Source organism: Pseudomonas extremorientalis (genome assembly GCF_001870465.1).
In the GTDB taxonomy this organism is placed as follows: domain Bacteria; phylum Pseudomonadota; class Gammaproteobacteria; order Pseudomonadales; family Pseudomonadaceae; genus Aquipseudomonas; species Aquipseudomonas extremorientalis.
The window spans coordinates 1-16,798 of sequence record NZ_MDGK01000028.1; the positions used below are offsets into that span (position 1 = coordinate 1).

Annotated in this window: 4 protein-coding genes and 1 pseudogene; 1 reads left to right on the plus strand and 4 read right to left on the minus strand. The window is 62.5% G+C overall.

Going from position 1 to position 16,798, the window contains the following annotated elements:
* The 3 genes and pseudogenes from BFN10_RS11415 to BFN10_RS11425 form a co-directional block, all read right to left on the minus strand.
* Positions 1 to 1,328, minus strand: a pseudogene (locus BFN10_RS11415) (hypothetical protein); the annotation flags it as partial.
* Positions 1,329 to 1,455: 127 nt separating this feature from the next.
* Positions 1,456 to 14,334: a non-ribosomal peptide synthetase gene (locus BFN10_RS11420; protein WP_071489787.1), complete on the minus strand. Its 12,879-nt coding sequence runs from the start codon at positions 14,332 to 14,334 to the stop codon at positions 1,456 to 1,458.
* Positions 14,335 to 14,387: 53 nt separating this feature from the next.
* Positions 14,388 to 15,140: a thioesterase II family protein gene (locus BFN10_RS11425; protein WP_071489788.1), complete on the minus strand. Its 753-nt coding sequence runs from the start codon at positions 15,138 to 15,140 to the stop codon at positions 14,388 to 14,390.
* Between the two features lie 289 nt (positions 15,141 to 15,429).
* On the opposite strand from BFN10_RS11425, the gene BFN10_RS11430 reads away from it, so the two are divergent.
* Positions 15,430 to 15,981 (plus strand): RNA polymerase factor sigma-70, encoded by a 552-nt coding sequence (locus BFN10_RS11430; protein WP_005789991.1) that lies wholly within the window; start codon positions 15,430 to 15,432, stop codon positions 15,979 to 15,981.
* 18 nt (positions 15,982 to 15,999) lie between these two features.
* On the opposite strand, the gene BFN10_RS11435 is transcribed toward BFN10_RS11430, so the two are convergent.
* Positions 16,000 to 16,788: a substrate-binding periplasmic protein gene (locus BFN10_RS11435; protein ID WP_071489789.1), complete on the minus strand. Its 789-nt coding sequence runs from the start codon at positions 16,786 to 16,788 to the stop codon at positions 16,000 to 16,002.
* Between the last annotated feature and the right edge of the window lie 10 nt (positions 16,789 to 16,798).

The window sequence follows — 16,798 nt, forward strand, 5'->3', positions numbered from 1 at the left end:
GTGATCCACATCCAGCAACATTTCGCACATTCGGCATAGTCCCCTACAGACACAAAGGCAGTCGCGTCCGTTGAAAATGTATTGAGATCAACGATATTGCCCGTTGCTTGTTCGATCTCAGCGTGAGGAAATTGTGGCAGTAATACATTGACCACACGTTCAGGTGATCGCTGTGGTTCATTATTGTTAGGGAATTGAACGGTGTAGGTCAGCGTCATCGGCTTGTTAAAAAAGCAGGCAATGACACAGGGCGATAGCTCGATGGTTGCCAGATCCCCGTCGTTTTGGATTGTCACGCAGCCAAGCGGCTTGCTCCCATAACCCGGCCCACTCACATAAAAACAGACTTGGTCGTCTGCATAGGTGTCCAAACCGGGAGTGTCCACATTCCCACCTTGTTTGGTGAGTTCTGGGTTGAGGCACCATTCATTGTTGAAAAAGGCGGACTGCCGCAAATGTGCAGGCAGAAGATCAAGGCGTTGGTCCCCAATGAAAGCAGTCGTACGACGATATTGAATTTGAAGGGCATTCCTTGGAAGAAGCGTCTTCTCATCGGGGTTAGTAACGTCGGCTGGAGGCTGCGCCGCTAAGCCACTCGTTATATAGCCACATTGCAAGGTCATTGCTTCATACAGTGGTATTTGCCGCGCCAACCAACCACGGCTAACAGCATGAGTAAGTTCGCCTGACTCAATATCCTCAACCGTTAACTCATACCCGTAAGCTACTGTGTAGAAAACGGGATCCCCACTAAATTGCTGCGTAACGAGAGTGCAGTAAAACTTATCGCCTACTTGGGCAAGATAAGGAACCTTCGTTTTGACAATCCCATCCCCTTTGAAATCGTGCATATCTAAGGTAGGTGTATTTTGAAAAATTTTTTCTTTGAGAAAGTAAGGGGCGAGCTCTTTACCTTCGCTCGCTGGGTAAAACTCCATTAAAACTTCTTTCTCCAAAGAAGTGGCTGCTTGCCCATTTACTGTCCCGGTATAACTGATTACGAGCGTGTATTCCATAGCCTTCGTCATGTAAGGCAGAGGGATTTCAGTCTTTCCTTCGCCTGGCTCAGGGCTTGGATACACAATATCCTTGAACACCGGCCCAGGCGTTTCCCGTGTGCGGAACGTGACGGTAATGGGGTGATCCTCGTCCATCCGCGGGTCGAATTTCAGGTATGAACCCTTCATTCTGGAAGTAGCCACCGTTGCGTTCACTTCACTAGAAACCAACGGGCTGTTCACCTCCAGCGCCTTGGGCTTTGGCAGTTTAGGTTTTGGAGCTTCGACAGTCGTTGTAGAACCGTTCGGCGTTGCGGTTTTTTTAACCATGATAAGAACTCCGTGTTCAGGACTTATTACCCTCAGCCAGATCTGAGGCCGAAGGTCTCCCTCAAGTGAGCTCTTTTGACGGTTTCTCGCCTACTGTCAAAATTGACAGTTCAGACCAACGGCCCCCTCACAACCCCTCCAACTCCGCCATCAAATCACTCAACCGATCCACCTTCTCGGCACTGATCTCATTGGCCGCCAGCCCCTCGATATACTCAGCCAACTCCGCCACCGTGCTGCACTCGAACATCGCCCGCAGCGGCACATCCCGCTGCAAGGTCTTCTGCACCCGCGAGGCAATCTGCGTGGCCAGCAACGAATGGCCGCCCAGCTCGAAGAAGTTGTCTTGCACCCCTACCCGCTCAACCTTCAGCACTTCGGCCCAGATCGCGGCCAAGGTGGTTTCCAGTTCGTTGCGCGGCGCCAGGTAGTCCTGGCTGTGCAACTGGCCGATCTCCAGGGCCGGCAGGGCCTTGCGGTCGAGTTTGCCGTTGGCGTTGAGCGGCAGGCGGTCAAGCCACAGCCAGTGCAGCGGCACCATGTATTCTGGCAGTTCGGCGCGCAGGCGTTGCTTGATGCGGTCCAGGCGTTCGCCTGGGTTAAGCACTGCATCAGCCGCCACCAGGTAGCCAACCAGGTGCTTGCCGTTGACACCTTCCTGCACACCCACCGCTGCGTCGCGCACTTCCGGTTGTTCGTGCAGGCGCGCTTCGATTTCACCCAGTTCGATGCGGTAGCCGCGAATCTTCACTTGATGATCGACACGCCCGACATACTCCAGCACGCCGTCACTGCGACGGCGCGCCAGGTCGCCGGTGCGGTACAGGCGCTCGCCCGGCGCACCGAACGGGTTCGGCACAAACACCGGGGCGGTGCGCAGCGGGTCACTGACGTAACCGCGACCTACGCCGGTGCCGGCGACGCACAACTCACCCACAGCACCCTGGGGCACCAGCTCCAGCGCACCATCCAACAGGTACAAACGGTTGTTGTCGGTCGGTGTACCAATCGGCAGGTAAGTGCCACGGGTCGACGCCAGGTCGACACGGTAGAAGGCCACATCGTCCGAACATTCCGCCGGGCCATAGGCGTTCACCAAACCAATCTCTGGATAATGCAGCAACCACTGGTGCGCCAGCTCCGGTGGCATCGCTTCGCCGGTTGGCAGCATCCAGCGCAGGCCATCCAGGCCGATACGGTCCTGGGCCAGCATGCCCTGGATCAGTGATGGCACGCTTTCCAGCACGGTGATTCCTTGGGTCTGAACGTGTTCCAGCAGACCTTGGGGATCATGCGCAATAGTGTTCGGCACGATATCCACCCGTGCGCCAAACAGCGGCGCGGCAAGGAACTGCCACACGGAAATATCGAAGCTCTGCGACGCGGTCTGCGCGATTACATCCGTGTCACTCAAGGCCAGGTACGGCACCTTGCTCAACTGGTTATTGAGCATGCCGCGCTGTTCCACCATCACGCCCTTGGGCAGGCCGGTGGAGCCCGAGGTGTAGATGACGTAGGCGAGGTTGTCCGGGCCACTGTAGATCCCCGGGTTTTCGCCACGTGCCGGTATCTCTTCCCACACCAACAGTTGGCAGTCGAAGCCGTCCAGCAACTCGATGGCCTGCTCGCGGCATGCCTCGGTGCATACCAGCAACGGCGTGCGGCTCAAGTCGATGATGCTGCGCAAACGCTGGCTCGGCAGACCCGGGTCCAGCGGCAGGTAACCGGCACCGGCCTTGAAGCTGCCGATGATCATACCCAGCAGGTCGAGGTTGCGTTCGGCCAGCAACGCCACCGGTTGATCCAGACCCACGCCGGCTTCAATCAGCGCATGACCCAGTCCGTTACTGCGTCGGTTCAGCTCTTCATAATTCCATTGCAGGTCGAGGCAACTGGCGGCGATGCGCTGCGGATGCGCGGCCACTTGTTCTTCGAATAACTCGATATAGCTGCGCTCAAGCGGGTAGGCGTGCTCGCTCTGGTTACAACCGTGCACCAGGAACTCACGCTCCTGCTCGCCAATCAGCGGCAGGTCGGCCATGTCGCCATGGAAGCCCTGAACCAGCGCCAGCAGCAGGCGCTTGAACTCACCGAGCATGCCTTGCACGGTGGTTTCGTCGAAGTAGCGCTGGTCGTAGGACAGGTGCAAGCCCAGGTCATCGCCCGGATAACACACGGCGGTCAGCGGGAAGTTGGTGTGGGTGCGGCCGGAGTCCGAGGTGGCATTCAGGCTTTGCGCACGGTCCAGCACCGAGACTTCCACCGGGGCGTTTTCGAACACGAACAGGCTGTCGAACAGCGGCTGGCCCTTGGGCAGTTCGCTGAGTTCCTGGATCGTCACCAGCGGCAGGTATTCGTACTCGCGCAGTTGCATATTGCTGTCGAGCAAACCGCTCAGCCACTGGCGCACGCTGCAACGCTGGTCGTCCTCGGGCAGCTTCACCCGCAGCGCGATGCTGTTGATGAACAGGCCAACGGTGCGCTGCATCTCGGGCATCTCTACCGGGCGCCCAGCCACGGTGACGCCAAACAGCACGTCACGGTCGCCACTTAAACGGCGCAATACCAGCGCCCACGCTGCCTGGGCGAAGGTATTGACCGTCAGTTGGTGAGCCTGGGCCAGCTCACGCAATTGTGCACCGTCGCGAGCGTCGAGGCGGGTGTAACAGTCGCCCACCACCATGCCACCGTGGCCGGCGTGGTCACGCAGGAACGGCCGGTCACTCGGGATTGGCGTGGTGCGCTCGAAGCCTTGCAGGTTCCGCTGCCACCACTGGCGTGCTTCGCTCAGGTTCTGGCGTTGCAGCCAGGCGATGTAATCGCGATAACGCGGCGGCGTGGCCAATTGCGGGGCGCGGCCTTCGCCCAGGGCCATGTAGATTTCGAAGAAATCATTCATCAGCAACGAACGGCACCACGCATCGATGAGGATGTGGTGGTTGCTCATCATGAACCAGTAGCGCTCGGCGCCGACGCGGATCAGCCGCAGGTGGAACGGCGCCTGGTTGAGCAGATCGAAACCGGCCTCGCGCTCCTGCTTGAGCAGTGCTTGCAGGCGCGGTTCCTGTTCGCTTTCCGGGTCGTTGCTCCAGTCCAGGTACTCAATCGGCGTGCTGCCCGGTGTGTGGATCACTTGCAGCATGTCTTCGCCGATGTTCCAGCAGAACGACGCACGCAGGGCTTCGTGGCGGGCGATCACCGCCTGCCAGGCCTGGGCGAAACGCTCGGGGTCGAGGGCGCTGTTGATGCGGTAGCGGTCCTGCATGTAGTAGAGGCCGGTGCCCGGCTCCAGCAGGGTATGCAGCAACAGGCCTTCCTGCATCGGCGTCAGCGGGTAGACGTCTTCGATGACGCTGGCGGGCACCGGCAAGTTGTCGAGTTGCGATTGGGTCAGGTGGGCCAGCGGGAAGTCGGACGGCGTGAGGCCACCGGCGTCGTCCTGCAGGCAATGTGCGACCAGGCTTTGCAGCTCAGCGAGATAGGCATCTGCCAGTTCACGGATGCTCTGTTGATCATGGCGTTCGCGGCTGAAGGTCCAGCGCAGCACCAGTTCACCGCCGTACACCTGGCTGTCGACGCTCAACTCGTTGGGCAGCGGCGCGTCCGGGTCATGGGCCAGGCCGGCGGACTCGTCCAGCGGGTGGAACAGCGCATCGGCGCCGAAGCTCTGGTCGAACTGACCCAGGTAGTTGAAGGTGATCTGCGCGCTGGGCAAGGCAGCCATGCTGTGTTTGCACAGATCATCGGCCAGGTAGCGCAACACGCCATAACCCAGGCCCTTATGCGGCACGCCGCGCAGTTGTTCCTTGATCGCCTTGATCGAATCGCCCTGCCCGGCGTGCGGGGTCAGGCGCAGCGGGTAGGCACTGGTGAACCAGCCGACGCTGCGGGTCAGGTCGATATCATCGAACAGGGTTTCACGGCCGTGGCCTTCCAGTTGGATCAGTGCCGAAGCATGGCCAGTCCAACGGCACAGCACACGGGCCAGGGCGGTCAGCAACAGGTCGTTGACCTGGGTGCGATAGGCGCTCGGGGCCTGTTGCAGCAACTGGCGGGTGTGCTCGGCATCCAGGCGCGCGCTGACGGTGTCGGCATCGCGATTACGCAGCGAGCCTTGCGGACGGGCCACCGGCAATACGGTTTCCGGCCCAGCCAATTGGTCTTGCCAGACACTCAACTCTTCGCGCAGGGATTCGTTGCCGGCATACGCCTGCAAACGCGCAGACCAGTCACGCAGCGCGCTGGTCTTGGCCGGCAGGCTGACGGAGCGGCCGTCGCTCAGTTGGCGGTAGACCGTTTGCAGGTCTTCAAGCAGGATGCGCCAGGACACGCCATCCACCACCAGGTGATGGATCGCGATCAGCAGGCGTTGTTGCCCTTGGGGGCCGTCCACCAGCAAGGCGCGCAGTAGCGGGCCGCGTTGCAGGTCGAGGCTGCGCTGGGTGTCGGTGAACAGCGCAGTGCACTGCGCCATATCACGCACTTGCGCCTGCATCAGCACGCCACCTTCCGGCACGGCCAGATGCTCGGCGTGCCACTGTGCATCGCGCTGGGAAAAGCTCAGGCGCAACGCATCGTGGTGTTCCAGCACCGCCAGCAGCGCTTGCTCCAGGCGATGAGGGTCCAGCAGTTGCAAGGGTTTGAGGACCAGCGCCTGGTTCCAGTGTTGACGGTTCGGGATCTCGGTGTCGAAGAACCAGTGCTGGATCGGCGTAAGGCCCGAGCGGCCGGTGAGCACGCCTTGCTCGGCGCAGATGAGCTCGGAGCGCGTGGCCACGGCAGCCAGGGTTTGCACGGTCTGGTGCTGGAACAGGTCGCGAGGGCTGAAATGAATCCCGGCCTGCCGCGCACGGCTGACCACCTGGATCGACAGGATCGAATCACCGCCCAGTTCAAAGAAGTTATCGTCCAGGCCGACTTGCTGCACATTCAGCACGGCGCACCAGATCGCTGCCAACGTCTGTTCAAGCTCGTTGCGTGGCGCAACATAGGTCCGGCGATTCGCCTCGGGGTCCGGCTGCGGTAACGCACGACGGTCGAGTTTGCCGTTGGCGGTCAACGGCATGCTGTCGAGCACGATCAGGTGCGCGGGCACCATGTAGTCCGGCAGTTGCGCCTTGAGGTGCGCCTTGAGCGCATCGCGCAATGCGTGGTGCTCGGCATCGCTGACCAGGTAAGCCACCAGCTGTTTGCCACTCGGCGAATCCAGCGCCAGCACCACTGCTTCACGCACGGACTCGTGCTCCAGCAGGCGGGTTTCGATTTCGCCCAATTCGATACGGAAACCGCGAACCTTCACCTGATGGTCGATCCGCCCCAGGTACTCCACCAGGCCATCGGCGCGTTGGCGCACCAGGTCGCCGGTGCGGTACAGGCGCCCACCGTTGCTCGCAAACGGGTCCGCGACAAAACGCTCGGCGGTCATGCCCGGACGCTGGTGATAACCCTGAGCCAGGCCGGCGCCACCGACGTACAACTCACCGGTCGCCCCTTGCGGCACCAGGGCCAGGTCGGCATCGAGAATGTACGCCACACGGTCGCCGATGATGCTGCCGATCGGCACGCTGGCGGCGCCCTCCTCCAACTGCTTCGGTGCAAGGCTGGCCAGCGGCATCACCACCGTTTCAGTCGGGCCATAGGCGTTGAAGAACACCTGCGGCTGGAACGCCGCGCGAATGCGCTGCAAGTGTTCGCCGGTCAGGGCTTCGCCGCCGGTGATGCACATGCGCACCGGCAAGGTCTGCTGCTGAGTCGCCAACCACTGCGCCAACTGGCTGCCGTAGCTCGGGGTGAAGCCCAGGATGTTGATGCCATGGGTGCGGATCAATCCGCAGATTTCCTCGGCATCCCACTGGCCCTGGGCACGCAACACCACCTGCGCACCGCTGAGCAACGGCACCAGCAGGCGCTCAGTGGCGGCGTCAAAGTTGATCGAATAGAAGTGCAGCTCGCAATCGTCCGGGCGCATGCCAAACCGCTCGATCACCGCCGCGCAATGCATGGCAATTTCACCGTGGGCCACCACCACGCCCTTGGGCTTGCCGGTGGAGCCGGAGGTGTAGATCAAGTACGCCTGGTGTTGCGGCAGGCTGATCAACGGCAGCTCATCGGTCGGGTAGTTGGCGAGTACCGGCAAATCATCTTCCAGGCACCAGCACGCCACGCTCGCCGGCAATTCGCCAAGGGCATCGAACATCGCCGCATCGCTGAGCAGCAGGCCGATGCCGCTGTCTTCGATCATGTAGTGCAGGCGGTCCAGCGGGTATTCCGGGTCCAGCGGCACGTAGGCGCCGCCGGCCTTGAGGATCGCCAGCAGGCCGATGACCATTTCCAGCGAACGCGGCAACGCCAGGCCGACCCGCACCTGCGGGCCGACGCCACGCTCGCGCAGCATCCAGGCCAGGCGATTGGCGCGGGCGTCCAGTTCGCGGTAGCTGAGGGTAACGCCGGCGAAGGTCAGCGCGGGCGCATCGCCACGGGCTTTCGCCTGCTGGCTGAACAGCGTGTGAATGCACTGATCAAGGCGATGTTCACCGGCTTCGACGCCCAGGCTGTCCTGTAGCGCGCGCTGTTCCATAGCACTGAGCAACGGCAATTCGCTCAGACGCTGCTCGGGATTGGCGATCAACGCTTCCAACAGGTTGCGCCAATGCTCGGCCATGCGGGCGATGCGTGGCTCATCAAACAAATCGGTGCTGTAGGTCAGGCAGCAACCCAGGCGATGGTCGAGGTCGGTGACTTCCAGGTTGAGGTCGAACTTGGTCGCGCGGGCATCGTTGGCCAGGTACTCGACGGTCATGCCAGCCAGTTGGCGGCTCTGCTGGAATTCCCAGCGCTGCACGTTGCACATCACCTGGAACAGCGGGTTGTAGGCCGCGCTGCGCGGCGGTTGCAGGGCTTCCACCAAGTGGTCGAAGGGCAAGTCCTGATGGGACTGGCCTTCGATCACGGTGTGGCGCACCTGTTCGAACAGCTCAGCCACGTTCATCTGCCCGTTGAGCTGGCAACGCAGCACCTGGGTATTGAGGAACGCGCCGATCAGCCCTTCGCTTTCCGGGCGAATACGGTTGGCCACGGGCGCACCGATGCGCAAGTCGGTCTGGCCGCTGTAGCGGTAGAGCAACACGGCCAGGGTGGCGGTCATGGTCATGAACAGGGTCAGGCCGTGTTCGGCGTTGAAGGCACGCACGCGGGCGGCGAGGTCATCGCTCAAATCGAAGCGGTACAACTCGCCCCGATGGCTTTGCACCGGTGGGCGTGGGCGGTCGCCAGGCATTTCGAGCAGCGGATGTTCGGTGCCCAGTTGCCGAGTCCAGTAATCCAACTGGCGCTGACGTTCACCCGCTTCCATCCACTGGCGCTGCCACACGCTGTAGTCCAGGTATTGCACCGGCAACGGCGCCAGCGGCGACAGGCGTTCGTCGATAAAGGCTTCGTACAACGCGCTGAGTTCACGGGCAAAGATGTCCATGGCCCAGCCTTCGGTGACGATATGGTGCAGGGTCAGCACCAGGTAATGCTCACGCTCGGCGGCCTTGACCAGGCAGGCGCGCAGCAACGGCCCGGTTTCCAGGTTGAACGGCGTATGCGCCTCGTGATCGGCCAGTTGCTGCAAGCGTTGCTGGCGTTCGGGTTCGGCCAGCGCGGAGAAGTCCTGCCAGTCCATGCGCAAGCCGGTCTGTGCCGAGACCTTCTGACAGGCCACACCGTCGACGCTCGGGAAGGTGGTGCGCAGGGTTTCGTGACGCATGATCAGCGCTTGCAACGCCGCCTCGAAACGCCCGACATCCAGCACGCCACGCAGGCGCGCCATGCCACCGACGTTGTAGGCCGGGCTGTCCGGTTCCATCTGCCAGAGGAACCACATGCGCTGCTGGGAATAGGACAACGGCACCGGCCGGCTACGGTCGACCTTGGCGATGGCGGTTTGTTGGTTGCGTTGGCCCGAGGCCTGGATCAGCCCGACCTGTTCGGCGAAAGCGCCCAACTCGCTGGCTTCGAACAAGGTGCGCAACGGCAGCTCGACATCACAGGCCTGGCGGGTGCGGGAGATGATTTGCGTAGCCAGCAGGGAGTGACCGCCCAGGGCGAAGAAGTCATCGTGCAGGCCGATTGTCGGCAGCCCGAGGACCTCGCGCCAGATTGCAGCGATCTGCTGTTGCAACGGCGTTTCGGGTTCGACGTGCTCACGGGTTTGCCACACCGGCTCCGGCAATGCGCGGCGGTCCAACTTGCCGCTGGGGCTCAACGGCATGGCGTCCAGGCGCATCAACAGCGCGGGCACCATGTACTCCGGCAGTTCGGCGGCCAGGGCGGTCCTGACCTGCTGTTCGTCCAGTTCGGCATGGGCGGTGTAGTAGCCGAGCAACTGGGCGTCACGCACCAGCACCACGGCCTGGGCGATGCCATCCAGGGCGAGCAGGCGCGCTTCGATTTCCTCCGGTTCCACGCGGAAACCGCGCAGCTTGACCTGCTGATCGAGACGGCCAAGGTACTCGAGCACACCGTCGGCGTTCCACCGGGCACGGTCGCCGGTGCGATACAGGCGCGTGCCTTGGTGGTCGGCAACAAAGCGTTCAGCGGTCAACCCAGGGCGACCGAGGTAACCCCGCGCCAGGCCAATCCCGCCGATGCACAGCTCACCCGGCACGCCCAGCGGCACCGGGTTGAGCTGCTCGTCCAGCACGCGGCAGATCACATTGCCCAGCGGACGGCCAATCGGCGAGCGCTCGCCGTCTTCGGCGTGGCAGTGCCAGTGGGTTACGTTGATCGCGGTTTCGGTGGGGCCATAACGGTTGTGCAATTGCACCGCTGGCAACTGTGCCAGCACGCGGTTGCGCAGCTCGGCGGGCAAGGCTTCGCCACCGGAGAACAGGCGGCGCAGGCTGCTGCATTCGGCCACCTGCGGCTCATCGATAAACAGCTGCAACAGCGGCGGCACAAAGTGCAGCGTGGTCACGCCATGCTCCTGCACCAACTGCGCGATGCGATGCGGATCGCGATGCTCACCGGGGCCGGCCAGCACCAGGCGGCAACCGCTGGTCAGCGGCCAGAAGCATTCCCACACTGACACGTCGAAACTGATCGGCGCCTTTTGCATCAGTACATCGGTGGCGTCGAGTTGATAAGTGGCCTGCATCCACTGCAAGCGCTCGGCGAGCGCCGCATGGGTATTGCCCACACCCTTGGGCTGACCGGTGGAACCGGAGGTGTAGATCACGTAGGCGAGGTTATCGCCGTGCAGGTGCAGGCCGGGCGGCTGGGTGGGCCAGCTGTCGAGGTGCAGGCTGTCCATCGCAATCACGCACACGCCGTCAGCGCTCGGCACCCGCTCCAGCAATGCAGTCTGGGTCAGCAGCAGGTGGACGCCGCTGTCCTTGAGCATGTAGGCCAGGCGTTCGGCGGGGTAATCCGGGTCCAGGGGGACGTAGGCGCCACCGGCCTTGATGATCGCCAGCAGGCCGATCAGCAGTTGCGGCGAACGCTCGGCGGCGATGGCCACGCACACGTCCGGACCCACGCCTTTATCGCGCAGGTAGTGGGCCAGGCGGTTGGCCTGGGTGTGCAATTGGGCGAAGGTCAGGCTGCCGCCGTCCCAGACCAGCGCGGTGCTGTCCGAGGTCTGCTGGTTGAGCAGATCGGGCAGCCACTGTTGGGCGGGCGCGCAAGGGGCTTCGCTGTATGGCGCCTGTTCGTCGTGCTGCATCAGCATGAGGTCGCCGATGGCTTGTCGAGGCTGTTCGCAGACGGCATGCAGCAGGTTGATGTAGTGCTCGGCCAGGCGCTGGATGGTCGCGTTTTCGAACAGTTCATCGGCGTAGTCGAACGACAGGCTCAGGCGCCCGTTGCGGTCTTCTTCGGTGTGCAATTGCAGGTCGAACTTGGCTTCGCGGCTATGCCACGGCAGCTCGTCGGCGAGCATGCCCGGCAGGCGGCGCAAGGCGCTGAGGTCGCGTTGCTGGTGGTTGAACATGACCTGGAACAGGCCCTGTTCGCGGGCTTGCGGGAAGGCTTCCAACAGTTGCTCGAAGGGCAGGTCCTGATGGGCTTGGGCGCCCAATGCCGTTTGGCGTGTCGCGGCCAATAGCTCGTTGAACGGCAGGCGCCCATCTAGCTCGGCACGCAACACGAGGGTGTTGATGAAGAAGCCGACCAGGCCTTGGGTTTCCTGGCGCGGGCGGTTGGCGTTGGGCACGCCGATGCGGATATCGCGCTGGCTGCTGTAGCGATGCAGCAGGCTTTGGAATGCCGCCAACAGCAGCATGAATGGGGTGGACTCGTTGGCCTGGGCGGCGTGGCGAATCGCTTTGCTGAGGCTGGCGCCAAGCCGCACGGTGTGGCGTGAGGCACTGTGACAGTGGTGTACCGAGCGCGGGTGGTCGGTCGCCAGACTGAGGGTGGGATGCTCTTCACCCAACTGTGCTTTCCAGTACGCCAGTTGGCGCTGGCCTTCACCTTCGGCCAGCCATTGGCGCTGCCAACTGCCGTAGTCGGCGTATTGCAGGACCAGGGGCGGTAGTTCCAGGGTCTGGCCTTGGGCGGCGGCGGCGTAGAGGCGCGAGAATTCGTCGATCAAAATATTGAGCGACCAGCCGTCGGCGATGATGTGGTGCAGGGTCACCAGCAGTTGGTGATCTTCGTCATCCAGACGCACCAGGGTCACCCACAGCAGCGGGCCTTTTTCCAGGTCGAACTGGGTGCGCGCTTCGTCTTCACGGATCTGTTGCGCACGGGCTTCGCGCTCGGCAACGGGCAGGTCGCTGAGGTCGATGACTTGCAGTTCGAAATCAGCTTTGGCGTCGACACGCTGGAAAGCCTGGCCGTCGCGCTCATAGAAGCGCGTACGCAGGGCTTCGTGGCGCTGGATCAATTGCTGGAAGCTGGCGCGCACCGCGTCTTCGTCCAACTCGCCGCGCAGGCGCAGGGCACCGGGGATGGTGTAGGCGCTGCTGTGCGGGTCCAGTTGCCAGGTGATCCACAGGCGGTTCTGTGCCAGGGATTGGGGCAGTTCCTCCTGACGGGACAGCTTGTGGATTACACCTTGGGCGACACCGCCATCCTGCTGCAATTGCGCGACAGTCGCGGCAAAGCCTTGCAGGGTCGGCGCTTCGAACAGCAGGCGCAGGCTCAACTCCAGGCCGAGGGTTTCACGCAGGCGCGCGACCACTTGGGTGGCAGTGATGGAGTTGCCGCCAAGCAGGAAGAAGTGGTCATCGGCCGCAACGGTCGCGACCTGCAACTGTTCGCACCAGATCGCGGCGATCTGGTTTTGCAGGTCGGATTCCAGCGCTCCAGTGCTCACCTGCGCTTGCAGATCGGGGAACTGCGCATAGCTGTCGAGGCTGCCGTCCCTGTGACGAAGCGCACACGCCGCGCGTTGCACCTTGCCGCTGGAAGTCTTCGGCAAGGCACCGGGATTGAGCAACACCACCACGCTCGGCGCCTCTTGATAGGCCTCGGCGACAGCCTGGCGGATCGCCTTGATCAGCGCATCAGGCGGCAGGATCTTCTGCACGCTGCGGCTGATTTCGGCGGCAATGCCGATGCCTTCCAGGCCATGGTCATTCACCGCGAACGCGGCGACCCGGCCTTTGCGTACCACTTCCACTTCGCGCTCGATGGTCTGCTCGATGTCCTGCGGGTACAGGTTGTGGCCGCGCACGATCAGCAGGTCCTTGAGGCGGCCGGTGATGTACACCTCGCCGTCACGGATAAAACCCAGGTCGCCGGTGCGCAACCAGGTACGGCCGGCATGTTGCACGAAGGTCTTGGCGGTGGCCTCGGGGTTGCGCCAGTAGCCGTGGGCGATGCTCGGCCCGCTGGCCCAGAGTTCACCGACGTGGTTATCGGGCAGTTCGGTGAGTCTGTGCGGATCGGCGATCAGCACCGCGTGTTCGGGCTGGCTGGTGCCGCAACTCATGATCGCACTGCCGTGCCCTGGCTCGGCACGGTTGGCGGCCAGGGCCTGTTCGTCGACGCGCAGCGCGGGAATGCCATGGCCACGGCTACCGCCGGCGACGAACAGGGTCGCCTCGGCCAGGCCGTAGGAGGCGAAGAAATTGTTCGGGGTGAAACCACAGGTGGCGAACTTTTCGGCGAAGCGTTCCAGCGTGTCGAGGCGGATCGGTTCGGACCCGGAATAGGCCACGCGCCATTTGCTCAGGTCCAGGCGGTCCAGGGCCGATTCACTGACCCGCTCACTGCACAGGCGATACGCGAAATCCGGCCCGCCACTGATGGTTCCGCCGTATTCGCTGATCGCTTCCAGCCAGCGTAACGGCCGGCCGAGAAAGTAGGCCGGCGACATCAGCACGCACGGTACGCCACTGAAGATCGGTTGCAACAGGCCGCCGATCAGGCCCATGTCGTGGTACAGCGGCAGCCAGCTGACGATCACGTCGTCGGGGTTGAGGTCGATGCCGAAACCGCGCCGGATCAGCACTTCGTTCGCCACCAGGTTGCCGTGGCTGACTTGCACGCCCTTGGGCAGCGCAGTGGAGCCGGAGGTGTATTGCAGGAAGGCGATATCGTCCGGGTGCAGGTCAGGGCCGACCCAATTGCCGACACCTTCCAGGCTATCGACGCTTAATACCGGCGGTGCATTTTCGATCTGCGCCAGGCCATCGGCGAGACTGGCGATGGTCAGCAACAGGCGCGGCTCGGCATCGCTGATGATCGACAGCAGGCGCTCCTGGTGATGGCGGCGGGTGGACTCCGGCGGATAAGCCGGCACCGCGATCACCCCCGCGTACAGGCAACCAAAGAACGCCGCGACGTAATCCGGGCCGCTGGGGAACAACAGCACCGCACGATCGCCCAGCTCGGCATTGGCCTGCAAGGCAGCGGCGATGGTGCGGGCGCGCTGGTCGAGGTCGCGATAACTGAGCACAACGCTGTGCTCGGCGGATTCGGCGAGGAAGCGCAAGGCGACCTGGTCCGGGGTCTGCGCGGCGCGACGTTGAAGGGACTGGACCAGGGTGCGGGGAAGTTCGAAGGCGTCCATCATGGGGTTCCTGCCTGAAATCGGCTTACGGGAAATTCAAGAATTCGGGGGTTTGTTCAGCCGACGGCGAGTGGCCGCGCCGCGCCATTGCGCCAGCGGGCCAGGTGTTCGTCGGCGTAGCGCCGCACGCAACGCAGCACCGCGCTTTCGTGTTGCACGAGGAAGAAGTGGTGACCGTCGAACATGTCCAGGGAAAAGCCGCTGGCGGCGTCAAGTTGCCAGTCGAGCAACTGGTCGGCGCGCACACTGTCCTGCTTGCCGCCGAACACATGGATCGGCATGCCCAGCGGTGCACGTTCGCCGTAGGTGAAACTGCCGCACAGCAGGAAATCGGCGCGCAGGATCGGCAGCATCAACTGCATCAATTCGGGGTTGGCCAGGGCTTCTTCGGTGGTGCCTTGCAGTTCGCGCAGGCGGGCGATCAGTTGTTCGTCGGTCTTTTCGATGGCGTATTCGCTGACATCACGCCGGGCTGGCCCGGCTGTGCCGGAGGCGAACAAGGCGAGCGGCGCGGGCACACCGCGAGCGTTCAAGGCGTGCGCCAGCTCAAAGGCGAGCAGACCACCAAGGCTGTGGCCGAACAGGGCATAGGGGCCGTTCAAGTCGCAGCTGATTTCATCGGCGAGCTGCGCAGCCAAGGCCTTGATATCGCGTTGCAACGGCTCGTCCATGCGCATGCCACGGCCGGGCAATTCCAGCGGGCAGACCTGCAACCACTCAGGCAGGGCCCGGCGCCAACGCGCATAAACCATGGCACTGGCGCCCGAATAAGGCAGGCAGAACAGGCGCAGTCGAGTCGGCGTACTCATCAGGCGACAACTCCAGACCGATACACGCCGCTTGCACGATAGAAACCCATGTCGTCCTCCTCCTTGGTCGTTTTACTAACGGACCTGTCACCCAGAAGAACGGACGGCACCGGCAAATAATTAGTCGCCAGGTATGGGCGAGACGTGGTTCACACCAAACGAGAAAGCATAAGATTAGTTCGCCTTCTCATTTGACAATCATTATCATTCAGCATAATTTGTTGCCCGATGTGTAGGAGGCCCCGGCACGGACGCCCTCCCCTAACCTATTGGCAGTAAGGTGATTTCCATGACGGAACAAGTATCCACAGGCAGGTGCGACTCACCGCTTCTCCAGGCATTCGTCGATAATCGGCTGATTCTGGTGAAGATCGCGGCACGCATTACCGGCTGCCGCTCCCGCGCCGAGGACGTGGTGCAGGACGCCTACTTCCGGCTGCAATCGGCGCCGACAATCACGTCTTCGTTCAAGGCTCAATTGAGTTATCTGTTCCAGATCGTGCGCAACCTGGCGATCGATCACTACCGCAAGCAGGCCCTGGAGCTCAAATACTCCGGGACGGAAGAGGAAGGCTTGAATGTGGTTATTCACGGCGCTTCACCGGAAACCTCGCACATCAATTTCAACACCCTGGAAAACATCGCCGACGCCCTGACCGAGTTGCCCCAGCGCACCCGCTATGCGTTCGAGATGTACCGCCTGCACGGCGTGCCGCAAAAGGACATCGCCAAGGAGCTGGGCGTGTCGCCGACCCTGGTGAACTTCATGATCCGTGATGCGCTGGTGCACTGCCGCAAGGTGTCGGGCAGCCATAGCGATACGTTTGCGCGCAGGGTGTGATGCCGCACCGGTGGTGCCTCAGGGCACCGCCATCACATCAATGCGATACGGCTCGAAAATCTTCAGCATCTCGCCATCGTCGCGCAAGCGCTTGAGCAACGCGGCAAACGCGTCCCCCGTGATCGGCGCCTTCGGGCGCAGCAGTGCGAAGTGGTGATAGACCTGGTCAATGCGCTCCGAGACCAGGAACTGCCCCGCCATTTGCGCATTGCGCACCATGAAATCACTCAGGTACGAGCGCGTCACCAAGGCAATATCGGCACGCCCGCGCGCGACCATCAGCAGGTTGCTGTCATGGGAGTAAGTCAACGTGGCGTTGAAGTGCTCGGCCATGTACTTGGGGTCGGGGTTGAAGTTGGCGAAGGCGTAGTGATAACCGCTGAACACGGCCAGGCGTTTGCCGTTGAGGTCGGCGAAATAACTTTGGTCACGACCGGGCTCACGCTGGGCGACGAAGATTTCCGCATCTTCCAGGCCCATGTCGACGCTGGTGTGGGGAATGTTCTGCCAGCCCCAATCGGGATTTTCGAAGATCGCCATATCCACACGGCCCTGCTCGAAATCACGAAAGCGTCGGGGGATGGAGGTGGGCACCAACACAAACTGGTAATCGGTTTGCGCGGCGTTCAGGGCTTCGACCAGTTGCGGCAGCAAACCGGTGTCGGCGCCCTGCTCCGGCCGTACGGTGTAGGGTGGGAAATGCGCCGCGCCGATGCGTACCAACTGCGCAGCCGAAGCTGGCATCCACCACGCGGTGCCCAGTGCCCAAAAGGTAAGTCCTGCAGCCAGCCGCCATGGCGAAAACATCAAGGCACAC